We start from the raw sequence: 15,195 nt of genomic DNA, 5'->3' as shown, positions 1-15,195 counted from the left end.
TCCGGGGCGCAGCAGGGCGGGGGTCGCCGGGGCGTCGGGGCCGGGCGGTGGCCCGGCGTCGGGCGGCGCGTCGATGGCGTCCGACGGCGCGGGGCGGTCGGTGTCCGTGCCGGTACGCATGCCGGTTCCCGGTCTCGTGACCGTGCCCGGCCTCATGCCGGCTCCCGGCCTCATGTCCGTGCCCGGTCCGGACCCTGTGCCCGGCCTCATGTCCGTGCCCGTGCTCGGCGTCGGCGTCGCGCTTCCCGGCCCCCTCGATCATCGCAACGGTGTGCTGCACCGCGTCACCGGGTTCCCCGAGTGGGACGGGTTCCCGCTGCGGGACGCGCTGGCGCGGCGGTTCGGGGTGCCCGTGGTGGTCGACAAGGACACGAACGCCGCCGCGCTGGGGCTGGCCCTGGGCGGGGCGGTCGAGGACGCGCAGGCGTCGTTCGCCTATCTGCACCTCGGGACCGGACTCGGCGCCGGGCTGGTCATCGGCGGGGCCGTGCACCGGGGGGCCCGGACCGGCGCGGGCGAGTTCGGGCACCAGGTGATCCAGCTCGACGGGCCGGTGTGCGAGTGCGGCAACCGGGGCTGTATCGAGGCGCTGTGCCTTGCGGCCGTCGCACGCGGCGACACGGCCGAGGCGGCGCGCGTCCTCGGCGCGGGCGCCGCGAACCTGGCCGGGCTGCTCGACATCGACCTGGTGCTGCTCGGCGGGCGTACCGTCGCCGCGCACCCGGACCCCTTCGTAGCGGGCGTGGGCGCCGTCCTCGACGCACGCGCCCGGCGTGAGGGCTCGACCGCGGCGGTCCCGGTGCGCCTCGCACCCGGCGGGGCGCGCGGTGTGGCGGAGGGCGCGGCCCAGTTGCTGCTCGCGCCGCTGTTCGGTCGGGCGGAAGGGTGATCTCCCGGGGGCCGATCGAGGGGACTTGAGGCTTCAGCCGTCGCGGTCAAGGCGTGGCGCGGCCAGGGGGAGGTCCGCCATGGTCGGTCATATTGGCATGCGACTGTCTCGGCGTTCTCGACGCTTTCACCGATCCCGGCGATCCCGGTGTTCCTTCTTCCTCCCTTGTGTCCTCGCGGCCGTCGCCCTACTGCCTCAGGTCTCCGCCACCGCGATCCAGGCCGACCGGCAGCCCGGCTGCTCCGCCCCCGCCGGACATGCCTTCCCCGTCGCCACCCGTATCCACGGCGGCCCCGACAGCTACCGGGCCGGTGGCGCCGACCAAACCTGGTTCATCGACCTCAAGAACACGACCGCCCACTCCTGCGGCAGCATCCACCCGGTGGTCGTTCTGGTCGACGGCAAGCATGCGTTGACGGCCGCTCAGCCCAAGCTGGAGTTCTTCGAGGGGGACCGCGCGCATCCGGTCGCCTTCGCGCGGACCGACCAGCAGGAGCTGGTCGGCGCCTTCGACGACGGCTTCCCGGGCTTCACGGTGGGACCGGGGCAGACGCTCACCGTGAAGGTGCGGTTCGCGCTCGCCTCCGGCACTCGGGCCGACGACGTCGTGGCGAACGCCGCGATCGTGCAGCGGCACGGCAACGACGGGGACTGGGTCGGCGAGTCGAACGAGTACCGGTTCCGGATCGAGGAGGGGAGCGGCCCCGCCGACACGGGGACGGCGGAACGGGAGCCGAAGTCGCCCGAACCGGGGCGGAGCCCGGCCGGTGAGGCACTGGCCAACACCGGACCGCAGTCGTCTCACGGCATCGATCCGACCGTAGGCGGGCTGGTCCTGGCGGCGGTCAGCGTCCTCATCACGGGCACGTCCTTTCTGCTGTACCGCAGACGCCGCTGAGACCGCCCGCCGCGCCGCGCCCTTCCCGGGGCGTCCGCCGTGCCGCCCCCGCCCGGCGGTGTGCGGCCCGTCTGCGACGATCACCCCGTGGACTACCCGAACGACCAGGACCCCGGCGCCCCGATCCGCTCCGGCATCCCCGAGCACGGCCGCGTCCCCAAGTACTACGCGGTGAAGGCGCGGATCGCCGCCCTCGTGGCGGAGCTGGGCGAGGGCGGGCTGCTGCCCACCGAACGCGACCTCTCCGAGCGGTACGACGTCGCGCGCGAGACCGTACGGCAGGCACTGCGCGATCTGCTCCTCGAGGGGAGGCTGCGGCGGCAGGGGCGGGGCACGGTGGTCGCCGGGCCCAAGCTGGAGCAGCCGCTGTCCCTCGCCAGCTACACCGAGGGCGTGCGCAGACAGGGGCGCACCCCGGGCCGGAGCCTCATCACCCTCGACCGCTTTCCCTGCAACGAGGCCCTGGCCGCCGAGACCGGCCTCACCCGCGGCGAACCCGTCTGGCACATGGAGCGCGTGCTCCTCGCCGACGACGAGCGGGTCGGCCTGGAGAGCACGTACGTGGCGGTGGCGCGGGTCCCGCGGCTCGACACCGACTTCGACCCCGACTCGTCCTTCTACGGCTACCTCCACGAGCAGGGCATCGCCTTCGGCGACGCCGACGAACGCATCGAGACCGTGCTGGCCGCCCCGCGTGAGGCCCTCCTCATCGGTACGCCCCCGGCCCTGCCGATGCTGCTGCTCCACCGCGTCTCGCGGGACACGGAGGGCCGGCCGCTGGAGCGGGTGCGGACGCTGTACCGGGGGGACCGGTTCTCCTTCACGGCTCGTCTGGGCGGCTGGACCGACGACTCGGGCGGGCCTGCAGGGCCGTCCATTTGATTTCGGGCTCGCTCGTGGGCCCATCCTTATTCAATAACGAAAAGATAACGGGTCTAGTCCAAACCTGATGGACGGTTCACCATGGTGGATGCCGACCGGACCCTTCAGATTTCCCGATCCCGAGGAGCGTGGCCGTCGTGAGAGTGACAGTCGTCGGAGCCGGTGTGGTGGGCACCCTGCACGCCTGGCAAGCGGTGGAACGCGGCCATGAGGTCGTACAGATCGAGCGCGAGGCCGAGGCCCGCGGCGCCTCGCTGCGCAACTTCGGGCAGATCTGGGTGAGTGGCCGCGCGGGCGGCGAGGAGCTGGAAACGGCCCTGCGGGCCAGGGAGTCGTGGGAGGCGCTCGGCGCCCGGGTGCCCGCGCTCGGCTTCCGTGCCAACGGTTCGCTGACCGTCATCCGCACCGATCTCGAACGGGCCGTCGCGGAGGCCGCGCTGGCCCGTCCGGACGCCGCGGCGCGCGGCTACAAGCTGCTCACGGCGGCCGAGGCGCGCACGGTGAACCCGGCCCTGCGCGGCGCGTACGAGGCCGCCCTGTACTGCGAGCGGGACGCGGCCGTCGAGCCGCGCACCGCCCAACTCGCCCTGCGCGCCGAGCTGCTGAAGTCGCCGAACTACACCTTCCTGCCCGGCCGCGAGGTCCGCGAGGTCACCGGACCCGGGACGGTCCGCGACGACCACGGCGACGTGCACCGCGCCGACGCCGTGGTGCTGTGCACGGGCGCCTGGCTCGGCGGGCTGGTGAAGGAGCTGGCCCCCGCTGTGCCGGTGCGCCGCGTAAGGCTGCAGATGATGCAGACCGACCCGCTCGGCGAGCCGCTCCCCACTTCGGTCGCCGACGCCGACAGCTTCCGCTACTACCCGGCGTACCGGAGCGAGTCCCTCGACCGCCTCGAAGCCGGTCAGCCCCAGCAACCGACCGCCGCCGCCCACCGCATGCAACTGCTGATGGTGCAGCGCGCGGACGGCGGGCTGACCATCGGCGACACCCACGAGTACGAGCACCCGTTCGCCTTCGACACGCTCGAGGACCCGTACGAGCACCTGGCCGGGGTCGTCGAGGGCTTCCTCGGCCGGCCGCTGCCGCGGATCCGCCGCCGCTGGGCGGGGGTGTACGCGCAGTGCACCGACCCCGGCCGGGTCGTGCACCGGCAACAGGTGCGCGAGGGGGTGTGGCTGGTCACCGGGCCCGGCGGGCGCGGCATGACCTGCGCGCCCGCGATCGCCGAGACCACCGCGAACGAACTGGACTGGTGAACCACCTCATGACTGACATACGTCTCGTTGTGCTCGACATGGCCGGGACCACCGTCGCCGACGGCGGACTGGTCGAACGGGCCTTCGCCGCGGCAGCCGCCGAGATGGGCGTGGAGCCCGGCTCCGCCGACCACGCCGAGAAGCTGGCGTACGTACGGGCCACGATGGGCGAGTCCAAGATCTCCGTCTTCCGGCACCTGTTCGGGCAGGAGAGCCTCGCCCGTCGTGCCAACGCGGCCTTCGAGAAGGCGTACGGTGAGCTGGTCGGCGGCGGGCACGTCACCGAGGTGCCCGGAGCCCGCGCAACCGTGGAGGAGCTACGGGCCGACGGGCGGACGGTCGTGCTCACCACCGGGTTCGCCCGCGTCACCCAGGACGCGATCCTCGACGCCCTCGGCTGGCGGGAGCTGGTCACGCTCACGCTGTGTCCCGGGGACGCATCGGGCCGCGGGCGGCCCCATCCCGACATGGTGCTGACGGCCTTCCTGCGCACCGGGGCGGCCGAGGACGTGCGGCAGATCGCGGTCGTCGGCGACACCTCGTACGACATGCTCAGCGGTGTGCGCGCCGGGGCGGGCGTGGTGGCCGGGGTGCTCACCGGCGCCCACGACGACACGGCCCTGCGGGCGGCCGGGGCCACGCACGTGCTCGGCTCGGTGTCGGAACTCCCCGCTCTGCTGAGAGGAGCCGGCACCCCATGACCGGCAAGGCTCGAGCCCAAGGCCGACAAGGGCGAACTCCTCGCCGCCAAGGGTGACGTCCAGATGCACCACGCCCAGCCCAGGACCATGCCGAACCTCGGCATCCGGTTCCCGCCGTGCAGGGCGGCGAGCCGACCGTCTTCGCCCTGCCGTACGCGGCCGGGCTCATGGGCCAGGCCCCGCACGGCGACAACGGCCGAATGCTCCTCGACCACATGCTCGGTCGCAGTGCCCAGCAGCAGGTCAGTGGGATCGGCGGAGGGGCTTCACCGTCCGCACGGACGTCAAGGCCACCGACGCCGACGCCATCGCCCTCACCAGGCTGATGACGGAGTCGAGGCCTTCGAACCGGACTGGACCGAGATCGGCAAGAACCTTCAGAACCACGTTGAAGAGTGGAAATCTGCTACGAACAGCTGATCGGTAGGCTGAGGACTCACGCAGTACCACGTACGGCAGGAGATCGCACATGCCAGAGCGCAAGCCCATCGAGTCATGGCTCACCGACATGGACGGTGTGCTGATCCACGAGGGCGTCCCGATCCCCGGTGCCGACGCCTTCCTCAAGAAGCTGCGCGAGTCGGGCAAGCCCTTCCTGGTGCTCACCAACAACTCGATCTACACCCCGCGCGATCTGCATGCCCGGCTGCGCCGCATGGGGCTGGATGTGCCGGTGTCGAACATCTGGACGTCGGCGCTGGCCACCGCCCAGTTCCTGGACGACCAGCGGCCCGGCGGGTCGGCGTACGTCATCGGTGAGGCCGGGCTGACCACGGCGCTGCACGACATCGGCTACATCCTGACCGACCAGGAGCCCGACTACGTCGTCCTCGGCGAGACCCGCACCTACTCCTTCGAAGCCATGACCAAGGCGGTCCGGCTCATCGAGGCCGGGGCCCGTTTCATCTGCACCAACCCCGACGAGACGGGCCCCTCCCCCGAGGGACCGCTGCCGGCCACCGGCGCGGTCGCCGCACTGATCACCAAGGCGAGCGGCAAGAAGCCCTACTTCGCGGGCAAGCCGAACCCGCTGATGATGCGGACCGGGCTCAACACGATCGGGGCGCACTCCGAGACCAGCGCAATGATCGGGGACCGGATGGACACCGACGTCCTGGCAGGCATGGAGGCGGGGATGCAGACGTTCCTGGTGCTCACCGGGCTGACCACGCCCGAGGGCATCGACCGGTACCCCTTCCGTCCCTCCCATGTCGTGAACTCGATCGCGGACCTCGTCGACCTCGTCTGACCCCGCGCCCCGGCAGCCGACCCCCGTACGGAGTAGTCGAGGGTCCCGTCCGGATGCGCCGGAATGCCCGAAGGGGGAGTCTCCTGGTATCGGGAGGTTCACGATGGGTTCACTTCGTCTCACTCTGTGTGCCGGGGCCGTCGTCGCGGTCGCCCTCACTCCGGCGGCGTACGCGGCGGGTGCCCAGGGCGTCTTCCTGACCCCTGCGTCGCCCGTGCCCGGCACCGACGTCCGCCTTGCCGTGCGGGGCTGCTCGGGGACGACCGGCAGCGCCGCGTCGGACGCGTTCGTCGCGAAGGCGCTGCTCGTCGGCAAGGACGGCATGCTGACCGGCGACACCCGCGTCAGTTCCTCGGCGGCACCGGGCATGTACTCCGTCACGGTCGGCTGCGACGGCCGGCAGGTCAGGGGCGTGCTCACGGTCGGCTCCGCATCCGGGATCCCGGCAGCTGCGGCGTCCCCCGGCATCCCGGTGCCCGCCGCACAGGCGTCCTCGCCCGGCACGGTGTCCCCGACCGGCGGCCCGGCGAACCGCAGCGCTCCGGCGCGGCCGTCCGCCCCCTCCTCGCCGGTCGCGCCGGTGCCCGCGGGCGGCGGCGGTACCGCTGACACCGCGTCCGACGACGCCCGGGCCGCGGGGCCGGGCACCCTGCAGGCGGTCGTCGGCCTCGTCCTCGCCGGCGTCGCCGCCGCCGTGGTCGTCGCCCGCAGTTCCCGCCGGGGTCGCGGCAAGGAGTGAACCGTGTCCGACCGCGAACGTTCCTCCGGCACCGCGCGTCTGCTGATGGGTGTCGCCTGGGTGATCCTGCTGCTCGGGCTGTGGATGTGGGGCCGCGAGGTCACCGACGTACGCCACGGGATCTCCGCGCCGACGACCGGCGACATGGCCGCCGTCGGCCGGCCCCCGCAGCCCGAACTGCCGCCCGCCGCCCAGTCGTTGGCCCAGGCCGCGCCGTTGCGGGTGGACATCCCCGCCATAGGGGTGCAGGCACCGGTCGTCGCACGCGGACTGGACCGGCAGGGCGCGGTCGACCCGCCGCCCTTCGACCAGCCCGGCGTGGTCGGGTGGTACGGGGCCGGAGTGAAACCCGGGGCCACTGGGACCGCCCTGTTCGTGGGGCACGTCGACACCGAGACCGGCCGGGCGGTCTTCTACAAGCTCAGCAGTCTGCGGCCGGGCGCCAAGGTGCGGGTGGTCCGTGACGACGGCCGGGTCGCCGAGTTCACCGTCGAGGATGTGAAGGTCCTCGCCCGTGACCACTTCGACGCCCGGCAGGCCTACGGGCCGCGGGAGCCGGGGCGGGCCGAGCTGCGGCTGATCACCTGCGGCGGCACCTTCGACCGGGCGAGCCGCGAGTACACGGCGAACGTGGTGGTGTCGGCGTATCTGACGGGCAGTGGACGGTGAACGCCCGCCGTCCGAACGACGTAACAGCTCTCCGACAGAGGGCCGTGCGAACTCGTGAGTGCCACAACAGGTATGTCACGATTGGGGCGTAAGGCGGTACACCCAAGGGGGAGTTGGATGTACGGGACGAGGAGTGCGGGGGCACGGGCCGCCGTGGCGGCGGTGGGAGCCGTGCTGCTGCTGGCCGGGTGTTCCTCCTCCGGGGACGGGGACGGGAAGAGAGGCTCGGGCGGGGCGATCACCCAGCAGCCGAAGGCCGCGGACCCGTTCTGGGTCAACCCTGACGGGAACGCGGCACGGCAGGTCGCCGCGTACGAGAAGGCCGGGAAGGCGGCCGATGCGGACCGGATCAGAAAGATCGCCGAGCAGCCGACCGGGGAGTGGATCGGGCCGGAGAACCCCGAGGCGGAGGCACAGGGGTTCACCGAGGCCGCCCAGAAGGCGGACCGGACGGCGCTGCTGGTCCTCTACAACGTCCCGCACCGCGACTGCGGACAGTTCTCGCAGGGCGGCGCGGCGGACGGCAACGCGTACCGGTCGTGGATCGACGGCGTGGCCCGGGGGATCGGGGGCCGGCCCACGACGGTGATCCTCGAGCCGGATGCCGTGCTGCACATGGTGGACGGCTGCACACCGAACCAGTTCCACGAGGAGCGGTACGACCTGCTCAGGGGCGCGATCACCAAGCTCAAGGCGCTGAAGAACACCAAGGTGTACCTGGACGCGGGCAACGCGGGCTGGCAGCACCCCGACCAGATCTTCCAGCCGCTCCAACAGGCGGGTGTCGCCCAGGCGGACGGCTTTGCGGTGAACGTGTCCAACTTCTACTCGACACAGGACTCGATCGCGTACGGCAAACAGCTGTCGTCGAAGATCGGCGGCAAGCACTTCGTGATCGACACGAGCCGCAACGGCAACGGGCCCTATACGGCGGGCGATCCGCAGCAGCGCTGGTGCAATCCGCCGGGCCGGGCCCTGGGCGAGGCTCCGACGACGAACACGGCGGACCCGCTGGTGGACGCGTATCTGTGGGTGAAGCGTCCGGGCGAGTCCGACGGATCGTGCAAGGGCGGCCCCAAGGCAGGGGACTGGTGGCCGACGTACGCGCTCAGGCTCGCGGAGGCCGGTAAATAGGGTCCGCCGCATTTGATTTGGGGGCGATCACCGCCGTGATCGCCCCCAAGTCGCCAGCAGGCTAGGGGACCTTGACCCACTGCGCCACGCTCGGCGTCCCCTGGTCGTCGTCGACGAAGAGCATGTACCAGCCCGACTGGACGAGATTGCGGTTCTTCGGAACGGTTGCCGTGATCTTGTCCCCCGACGTCGTGAAGTCCAGCGCGATCGACCGCTGGTCCACGTCCGTCACATGCGTGGACGCGCTCGGCCGGATCAGCCGCACCTTCTTGATCGCCGAGGCGTGCTGCGAGGTGAACGTGCCCGACGAGCCGCGCGCGATGGTCTGGGGGCCGCCCGACAGAGAGGGCCGCGAGTCCCGGTACAGGTATGGCGGCGTGTAGATCTCGATGCGCTGCTCGAACTTGCCGGGCTTGGTGTTCGCCTTGTCGCCGTACAGGGAGTCGGAGCCGAAGAACATCACCCGGCCGTCGGGCAGCAGGATCGACCCCGAGTGGTAGTTGCGGCCCACCAGCGGATCGGCGACCTGCTGGAACGTGTTCGAGTCCGGGTGGTAGATCCGTGCCTGGAGGATGTTGGAGTCGCTGCGGCCCCGGTAGTCCTCCGAACCGCCCGACACCAGCACGGTGTCGTCGGGCAGGATCGAGGACTGCGGATAGCGCGTGCCCTTCTCCAGCGTGGGCCCGTTCACGAAGTGCGGGCTCTTCGCCTTCAGGTCGACCAGCCGCGTCTTGTTGCTGGACAGCTTGGACTCGCCGACCCCGCCGCCGCCGATCACCATGTACTTCTCGTCCTGTGCCGGCGGCAGCAGCACCGCCCCGGACGTCTCCATCATATTCGGGTCGCTGAGTCCGGGCAGCTTGGTGAACTTGTTGCTGTCCAGGTCCCAGACGCCGGGGTCACGGCCCACGTTGTCCGGACCGTAGCCCGCATTCGAACCCGAGTAGAAGATCTTTCCGTCCTGCATCAGGAACAGCGCCGGATACGTAGGGAACTGACGGATCTTCGGTGTGTAGGTCCACTTCTTGGTCTTCGGGTCGAAGATCTCGTTCTTGCCCGGGACCAGCTGGCCGATGTCGTCGAGTCCGGAGACGCTGAGGATCCTGCCGTCGCCCAGGGTGGTGAGCGTCGGGTACCAGCGTGCCTCGTTCATCGGGTCGACCTTGATGTACCTCTCGGCGACCGGATCGAACTCGTAGGCGTCCCGGATTCCCTGGAAGTCCTTCTTGTCCAGGGCGAGCTTCTGCGCGATGCCGTAGGTGTTGCGCGCGTCGGCGCCGGCCAGGCCCTGGATACGGTAGTTGTCCTGGGTTCCGGTCTCGTACTCGGCGCCGCTCTTCTGTGCCTCGACGTAGATACGGCCCAGACCCGGGTCGTTGCCCACGAACTTGCCGGTCTTGTCGAAGACCTTCTTGGCGCGCGGCACCAGAACGGGATCCTTGGACACGAAGGTCTTGCCGTTCGCCTTGCCGGTGAATTTCGTGCCCGCGGGCAGCGTGATCGGCTTGTCCGGGTTCTCGTTGTGGACGATCATCAGGCCGCCGGCCTTGGTGACGTCGCCCTTCAGCTTCTCGTACCGCTTGGTGCCGCCCGCAATCAGGATGTTGCCGTTCTCCAGCTGGGTGTGGCCCGTGCAGAACAGGTCCTTGGGTGTGGGCACCTTCTTGATGGTGCCCTTGACCGGGTCCCAGATCCGGGAGTCGAACTGCTTCTTGTCGAAGTTCTCCTGGTTGTTGCCCGAGCCCGCGACGAGCAGCACCTTCCCCGTGTGCAGCAGCACCGCGTGGATGGTGTCCTGGCGGTACTCCTTCGGGAACTCGATGATCTGCCAGTGGCCATTGCTTGCTTTGTACTCGGGCTTGTTGATCGTGTACTGGTGGTATTGCTCCGTCCCGAAGCGGTACAGCCACGGTCCGTTCATTCCGGCCAGTGCGAGGACCACCGCCGTGCCTATCGCGAGACGACGAGCACGACGGCGGCCGGCCTGGTCTTTCATTTCTTGTGTCCCCCAAGGGCGATGTGCATGGTCTGGTCATTGCCGCCGCCTGCGGCCCAGGTGGGCCGCTGCCCCGGCGCATGCGCACCGGCGTTCTGCTGCGGTGGCACCTCGCTCTCCCGCGGCTCGTCCGTGGTGACGGGCCCCTTCTTCTCCTGTCGCAGCGTCCAGCGCCATATGAACAAGGGCGAGGCCGTGATCAGCAGGGCGATCGAGGCCCAGGTGATCATCGCGGGGTGGGAGTGGCCGAGGAGGAAGCCGGCGACGATCGAGCCGCCGAAGACCAGGATGAAGAAGAGATGGATCCGGAAGGTCCCGAACAGGGTGTCGGGGCTTGTCGAATCGCCCTTGGGGGTGACCACGAACTTGCTCTTGCGGCGCAGCACCGCGTCCATGAGCGAGCGGGCGTAGACAGGCGCCGACAGCGCCGACATCATCATCCCGGCCACTCCGCCGGAGCCCTCCGGCTCGTGCGGGGAGACGTTGTGCCGACGGTTCCAGATGTACAGGCCGATCTGCAGCGCGGAGGCGTTGCCGTACAGCATCAGCCAGACCGTCGGGTCGATGTTCACGCCCGAGGCGCCCAGGCCCAGGAACAGCGCGCAACTCAGCGCGGCGAGAATCCAGTTGAGGGCCGACATCGGATAGAAGATGATCATCATTGTGTAGTTGAAGAGCTTGCCGGGCGGCAGCGAGAAGAAGCCCTTCCAGTACTGCTTGAGGATCGTCTCGTAGGTGCCCCGTGACCACCGCAGCTGCTGGGTGAAGAAGTCCGTCCAGGCGCCGGGGCCCTCGCCGACCGCGAGTACGTCCGGGGTGTAGACCGATCTCCACTTCTTCCCGGTCGCCGGGTTGCGGTGGCGGTGCATCTCGAAGCCGGTCGCCATGTCCTCGGTGATCGAGTCGTACAGACCGCCGATCTGCTTGAGTGCCTTGATGCGTACGGCGTTGGAGGTGCCGACGAACATCGGGGCCCCGTAGCGGTTGCCGGCCCGCTGGATCAGCGCGTGGAAGAGGAACTGCTGCGACTCGGCGGCCTTGGTCACGAAGCTGTCGTAGTTGCCGTACACCTGTGGGCCGATGACGAAGCCGACGTCCGGGTCGCGGAAGAAGCCCAGCATCCGCTCCAGGTAGTTGGGCAGCGGCACATGGTCGGTGTCGACGGAGGCGAAGTAGTCGTACTCGTCGCCGTGGGCCTCCAGCCAGGCGTTGTAGTTGCCGTGCTTGGTCTTGGCGCGATGCGGGCCCTTGGGCTGGTTCCACCTGGCGATGCCCTTGCGGGTGAAGTGGTGCACGCCCAGTCGCCCGCAGACCGCCTTCACCTCCGGGTCGTCGCCCTCGTCGAGCAGCCAGACGTGCAGAAGGCCCCGGTGCCGCAGCCGGACGGCCGCCTCCAGGGTCTTCGTCACCATCGACAGCGGTTCCTTGCCGGGGACGTAGGTGGTGATGAAGGCGACTCTCGTGCCGGTCTCGGGGACCACCGGGACCGGGTCGCGGGCGACCAGCGTGGCGTGCGCGTTCGACAGCACGTTCAGGCAGCGGAAGAACTCGATCAGGCCGATCGAGACGAGCATCACGACGTCGAGGGCCGGCAGGAAGTCATAGGCGGGATAGTCGCGTTCGGTCCAGTGCGCGGGCTGGAGCAGCCAGGCCAGCAGGACCAGCGACAACAGCGGTGCCGCGCCGAGCATGAGAGCGGCGCGGATGCGGTGCGGCTCCTGGGAGAGCAGTGAGCGGTACTGGACCTTGTAGGGCTTGGTCGGATCCGGCTGCGTGAGGGGTCCCGCCAGCCGGCTGTAGTGCTCGTAGTCGTATCTGGGCAGCGTCTTCCTTATCCGGCGGATGCTGCCGGTGTGGCCGGTCCGGTGCGACGGCACCCTGAGCTGAGTCGTCTCTGACGGGTCGAAGTTCTTCCGGGCGCCCGTCGGCGTCGACGTCATGAGTCATCCCCCCGCAACGCATACGTGCGTGTGTTCGTCGGTCTTCCGTCCGCTGTGGTCCCCCTCGACCACGACGGCGGTTCAGTGACAGGTCGGCGTTACCGTGTCAGCTACACCATATCGACACCGAAACGCGACCTTCCGGTTGCATGATGCCCTCTCGGCATCCGTTCAGCCGGGACCCCCATCCCGCGCGCCGCAACCGGCCCGAGCCCCCAACTGCCGTCTCTCGACGGCCCTTTGGGGCCCAGGGTTCTATGACGCTCGGCTTGATCGCAAGAGCGAAACGCGTTGTTTACCGGTCATATCCGCTCATTGGGATGTTTCTTGGAGTTTTCTGGGGTGGTTGGCACCACCCTTGTACGGATGTTGAGGAAGTGTTCCCTTGTGGCCTCCTCGGCATGTGCGGCACCCCCGGACCGCAGCGCGTCGAGGATCACGTCCCCCAGCCCTCGGTGGAGGGCGACGTGGAAGGCGCGATCGGTCTCGGCGAGGCCGACCCCTTGCGCGGCCTCCTGTTTCATACGGTCGACGAGCGCGTCCAGTTCAACGAGCTCCCGTTCCTTCAGCGAGGTCCCCTTCCGGCCCCCGGCCGGCCGGGGGACCGGTCCCGTCTCCAGCGCCTCGCGCAGTGCGTGCAGCCCCGGCAGGCTGTCCTCGCCCCCGCGGCGCCCGGCGACCGTACGGAAGGCACTCGGTCGGCGGCACGGCGCCCGAGTGCGGCCCGCTGTCGTTGATGAGTTTCGGGGGTGGCCCGATTGGCGTACGCATGCGGAAAGGCCCCCCGCATGAGCGAGGGGCCTTTCCGGTCGTGCGCCGCCAGGGACTCGAACCCCGGACCCGCTGATTAAGAGTCAGCTGCTCTAACCAACTGAGCTAGCGGCGCCTGCTGACCCGGAAAACTCTACCCGATACCGAGGGGTGCTCCCGACCGTGGCGCCGCACGACGGCCCGCGGCCGGACGCGCCGGACCCGCGGGAAACGGGCGCGCTTACATCATTCGGACCGTCAACATGCGGTTCCGGTGGACGGTTGGGAAACTGACGAACATACAGAAAAGTGAGCAGATCATCACAGAGTGGACAGGGAGTGTGAGGGACGTCTCATGGAGACCCCGGTATTCGAGGAATTCGACCCCCAGCGTGGCTGCGACTGCCCGGGATGCGTTCAGCACGGCATCTCCTCCCCCTCCCTCTTCGGGGCGGGTACCCGCCCGGTGGCCCGCAAGGCGTTCGCGCTGGCCGCGGCCACGGGCGCGCTGCTCGGCGTGGGTCATACGGCACCCGCCGTCGCCGCCGCCCACGCGCCGCTGCGGCCGGGCGTTCCCGTGGAGGACGAGCCGCCCGCCACCCCTCAGGGCCGCACGGCGCCGCTGCACGGCACGGGGGTCGGGCCGCTCACGGCCCCGGCTCTGGCGCCCACGACGACCCGGGCGCAGATCATCAACCGGGCCAAGAAATGGGTCGCGGCCCAGGTGCCGTACAGCATGGACGAGTACTGGTCGGACGGGTACCGGCAGGACTGCTCCGGCTTCGTCTCCATGGCCTGGAACCTCGGGACCAATGAATGGACGGGCAGCCTCGACAAGTTCGGCGTCCGCATCGCCAAGGGGGAGCTGCAGCCCGGCGACATGCTCCTCTTCCACAATCCCGCCAACCCGGAGAAGGGCTCACACGTCGTCGTCTTCGGCGGCTGGACGGACTACACGCACACGTACTACGTAGCCTACGAGCAGACCCCGCCGGCCACCCGAAGGCAGTCCACCCCGTACGCGTACTGGAGCAATTCCGCCCGCTACGTGCCCTACCGCTACAAGCACATCGCCGGCAGCAAGGCCGGAACCCAGGGCAAGGGCGCACCGGTCCCGGTGAACGTGTCCGTGCCGCTGCGCTTCCCGGGAGCCGCCTCCTTCGGCGAGGGCGCCGACAACAAGCACGTCACCCAGCTCGGCGAACTGCTCGTCGCACGAGGCGGGGCCCGCTTCTACACCAAGGGTCCCGGGCCGCGCTGGAGCGAGGCGGACCGGCGGGCGACCCGGGCGTTCCAGCAGGCGCAGGGCTGGACCGGGCGGGCCGCGGACGGGCTGCCGGGGCCGACGACCTGGCAGTACCTGGTGCGGGGCAAGGGCAGGGACATCCCTGCGTCCAAGTCCCCGGCCGGGACCACGGGGACGAGGGGTGCCTCCTCGTCCGGGGTGCCCGGGTACCCGGGGCTGCGCATGTTCCGGCCGGGCGCGAACAACCCGTACGTCACCCTGCTGGGCCGACAGCTGATCAGGAAGGGGTTCGGCGCGTACTACAGCGGTGGGCCCGGGCCGCGCTGGGGCGAGGCGGACCGGCGCAATGTCGAGGCGTTCCAGCGGGCGCAGGGCTGGCGGGGCGGCGCGGCCGACGGTTACCCGGGACCGGAGACGTGGCGGCGGCTGTTCTCCTGACCCGTATCCCGGCCGGTTCACCGAGGCATCTCGTCCCGACACTTCGCGGCGCGGAGGCATGGAGGCACACGTATGAGTACGACATCGCAGACCCCGCAGCCGGAAGGGCCACCGGACCCGGAGGTCGCCCAGGGCCGGGTGGTGACGCCGGAGCGCTCGGGGGCGCGGGCGGAGGAGGTGACGCCGGACGGTTCCGGGACCCACTGGGAGGGGGCGGGGCCGGATTCTGTGGGTGGGCGGGATGAGGGGGCGGGGCCGGAGTCTGCGGTGGTGCGAGGGGAGGGGGTGACGTCGGAGCGTTCGGTTGCGGGCGGTGACGGGGTGGTGCTGGAGTCCGAGGGCGCAGTGACGGCGTCGGATCGTGAGGGTGCGCGGGACGAAGGGACGGCGTCGGGGTCTGCCGGT

13 protein-coding genes, 1 tRNA gene and 2 pseudogenes are annotated in these 15,195 nt (G+C 70.3%); 12 read left to right on the top strand and 4 right to left on the bottom strand.

What is annotated here, in order from left to right; all coding sequences use genetic code 11:
• The 10 genes and pseudogenes from AAW14_RS38060 to AAW14_RS38015 form a co-directional block, all read left to right on the top strand.
• Positions 1-889: ROK family protein (locus AAW14_RS38060; protein WP_416223438.1), on the top strand; the 889-nt coding region annotated here is incomplete at its 5' end.
• Between the two features lie 97 nt (positions 890-986).
• Positions 987-1,787: a hypothetical protein gene (locus AAW14_RS38055; RefSeq protein ID WP_265569048.1), complete on the top strand. Its 801-nt coding sequence runs from the start codon at positions 987-989 to the stop codon at positions 1,785-1,787.
• A gap of 87 nt (positions 1,788-1,874) precedes the next feature.
• On the top strand, positions 1,875-2,669 hold the full coding sequence (locus tag AAW14_RS38050; RefSeq protein ID WP_265569047.1) for a GntR family transcriptional regulator: 795 nt from the start codon (positions 1,875-1,877) through the stop codon (positions 2,667-2,669).
• A gap of 137 nt (positions 2,670-2,806) precedes the next feature.
• The gene (locus AAW14_RS38045; protein WP_265569046.1) at positions 2,807-3,928 is read left to right on the top strand and encodes a TIGR03364 family FAD-dependent oxidoreductase; all 1,122 of its coding nucleotides are present in this window, start codon (positions 2,807-2,809) and stop codon (positions 3,926-3,928) included.
• 8 nt (positions 3,929-3,936) lie between these two features.
• Positions 3,937-4,629 carry a phosphonatase-like hydrolase gene (locus AAW14_RS38040; RefSeq protein WP_265569045.1) on the top strand — a complete coding sequence of 231 codons (693 nt, stop codon included), beginning with the start codon at positions 3,937-3,939 and terminating at the stop codon, positions 4,627-4,629.
• Between the two features lie 6 nt (positions 4,630-4,635).
• A pseudogene (locus AAW14_RS38035) lies at positions 4,636-5,049 on the top strand (2-aminoethylphosphonate ABC transporter substrate-binding protein); the annotation flags it as partial.
• 49 nt (positions 5,050-5,098) lie between these two features.
• Positions 5,099-5,878 carry an HAD-IIA family hydrolase gene (locus AAW14_RS38030; RefSeq protein ID WP_265569044.1) on the top strand — a complete coding sequence of 260 codons (780 nt, stop codon included), beginning with the start codon at positions 5,099-5,101 and terminating at the stop codon, positions 5,876-5,878.
• 103 nt (positions 5,879-5,981) lie between these two features.
• A complete protein-coding gene (locus AAW14_RS38025; RefSeq protein ID WP_265569042.1) occupies positions 5,982-6,617 on the top strand; it encodes a hypothetical protein in 636 nt (211 codons plus the stop codon).
• 3 nt (positions 6,618-6,620) lie between these two features.
• Positions 6,621-7,286, top strand: a complete 666-nt coding sequence (locus tag AAW14_RS38020) for a class F sortase (RefSeq protein ID WP_265569041.1) — start codon at positions 6,621-6,623, stop codon at positions 7,284-7,286.
• A gap of 117 nt (positions 7,287-7,403) precedes the next feature.
• The gene (locus AAW14_RS38015; protein WP_265569040.1) at positions 7,404-8,420 is read left to right on the top strand and encodes a glycoside hydrolase family 6 protein; all 1,017 of its coding nucleotides are present in this window, start codon (positions 7,404-7,406) and stop codon (positions 8,418-8,420) included.
• Between the two features lie 61 nt (positions 8,421-8,481).
• Here the strand turns inward: AAW14_RS38015 and AAW14_RS38010 are convergent, their stop codons facing one another.
• The 4 genes from AAW14_RS38010 to AAW14_RS37995 form a co-directional block, all read right to left on the bottom strand.
• Positions 8,482-10,416 carry a kelch motif-containing protein gene (locus AAW14_RS38010; protein WP_265569039.1) on the bottom strand — a complete coding sequence of 645 codons (1,935 nt, stop codon included), beginning with the start codon at positions 10,414-10,416 and terminating at the stop codon, positions 8,482-8,484.
• On the bottom strand, positions 10,413-12,356 hold the full coding sequence (locus tag AAW14_RS38005) for a glycosyltransferase family 2 protein (protein ID WP_265569038.1): 1,944 nt from the start codon (positions 12,354-12,356) through the stop codon (positions 10,413-10,415). The genes AAW14_RS38010 and AAW14_RS38005 overlap by 4 nt, the downstream gene beginning before the upstream one ends.
• A 302-nt stretch (positions 12,357-12,658) precedes the next feature.
• Positions 12,659-12,880, bottom strand: coding sequence for a hypothetical protein (locus AAW14_RS39595; protein WP_322741168.1), 222 nt, complete (start codon positions 12,878-12,880; stop codon positions 12,659-12,661).
• A 288-nt stretch (positions 12,881-13,168) separates the two neighbouring features.
• Positions 13,169-13,242, bottom strand: a tRNA-Lys gene (locus AAW14_RS37995).
• 219 nt (positions 13,243-13,461) lie between these two features.
• Here AAW14_RS37995 and AAW14_RS37990 point away from each other — a divergent pair.
• Both AAW14_RS37990 and AAW14_RS37985 read left to right on the top strand, forming a co-directional pair.
• Complete coding sequence (locus AAW14_RS37990; protein ID WP_265569037.1) at positions 13,462-14,790, top strand: peptidoglycan-binding protein; 1,329 nt, start codon at positions 13,462-13,464, stop codon at positions 14,788-14,790.
• A 72-nt stretch (positions 14,791-14,862) separates the two neighbouring features.
• Positions 14,863-15,195 (top strand): annotated as a pseudogene (locus AAW14_RS37985) (hypothetical protein); the annotation flags it as partial.

The organism is Streptomyces hygroscopicus, assembly GCF_026168105.1.
Taxonomy (GTDB): Bacteria; Actinomycetota; Actinomycetes; order Streptomycetales; family Streptomycetaceae; genus Streptomyces; species Streptomyces hygroscopicus_D.
This window is presented reverse-complemented; position numbering and strand designations above follow the sequence as displayed.

Coding starts and splice junctions, on each gene's coding strand:
- AAW14_RS38025 (WP_265569042.1), top strand. CDS start 5,982: ATGGGTTCACTTCGTCTCACTCTGTGTGCCGGGGCCGTCGTCGCGGTC.
- AAW14_RS37990 (WP_265569037.1), top strand. CDS start 13,462: ATGGAGACCCCGGTATTCGAGGAATTCGACCCCCAGCGTGGCTGCGAC.
- AAW14_RS38010 (WP_265569039.1), bottom strand. CDS start 10,416: ATGAAAGACCAGGCCGGCCGCCGTCGTGCTCGTCGTCTCGCGATAGGC.
- AAW14_RS38015 (WP_265569040.1), top strand. CDS start 7,404: ATGTACGGGACGAGGAGTGCGGGGGCACGGGCCGCCGTGGCGGCGGTG.
- AAW14_RS38040 (WP_265569045.1), top strand. CDS start 3,937: ATGACTGACATACGTCTCGTTGTGCTCGACATGGCCGGGACCACCGTC.
- AAW14_RS39595 (WP_322741168.1), bottom strand. CDS start 12,880: ATGAAACAGGAGGCCGCGCAAGGGGTCGGCCTCGCCGAGACCGATCGC.
- AAW14_RS38055 (WP_265569048.1), top strand. CDS start 987: ATGCGACTGTCTCGGCGTTCTCGACGCTTTCACCGATCCCGGCGATCC.
- AAW14_RS38030 (WP_265569044.1), top strand. CDS start 5,099: ATGCCAGAGCGCAAGCCCATCGAGTCATGGCTCACCGACATGGACGGT.
- AAW14_RS38005 (WP_265569038.1), bottom strand. CDS start 12,356: ATGACGTCGACGCCGACGGGCGCCCGGAAGAACTTCGACCCGTCAGAG.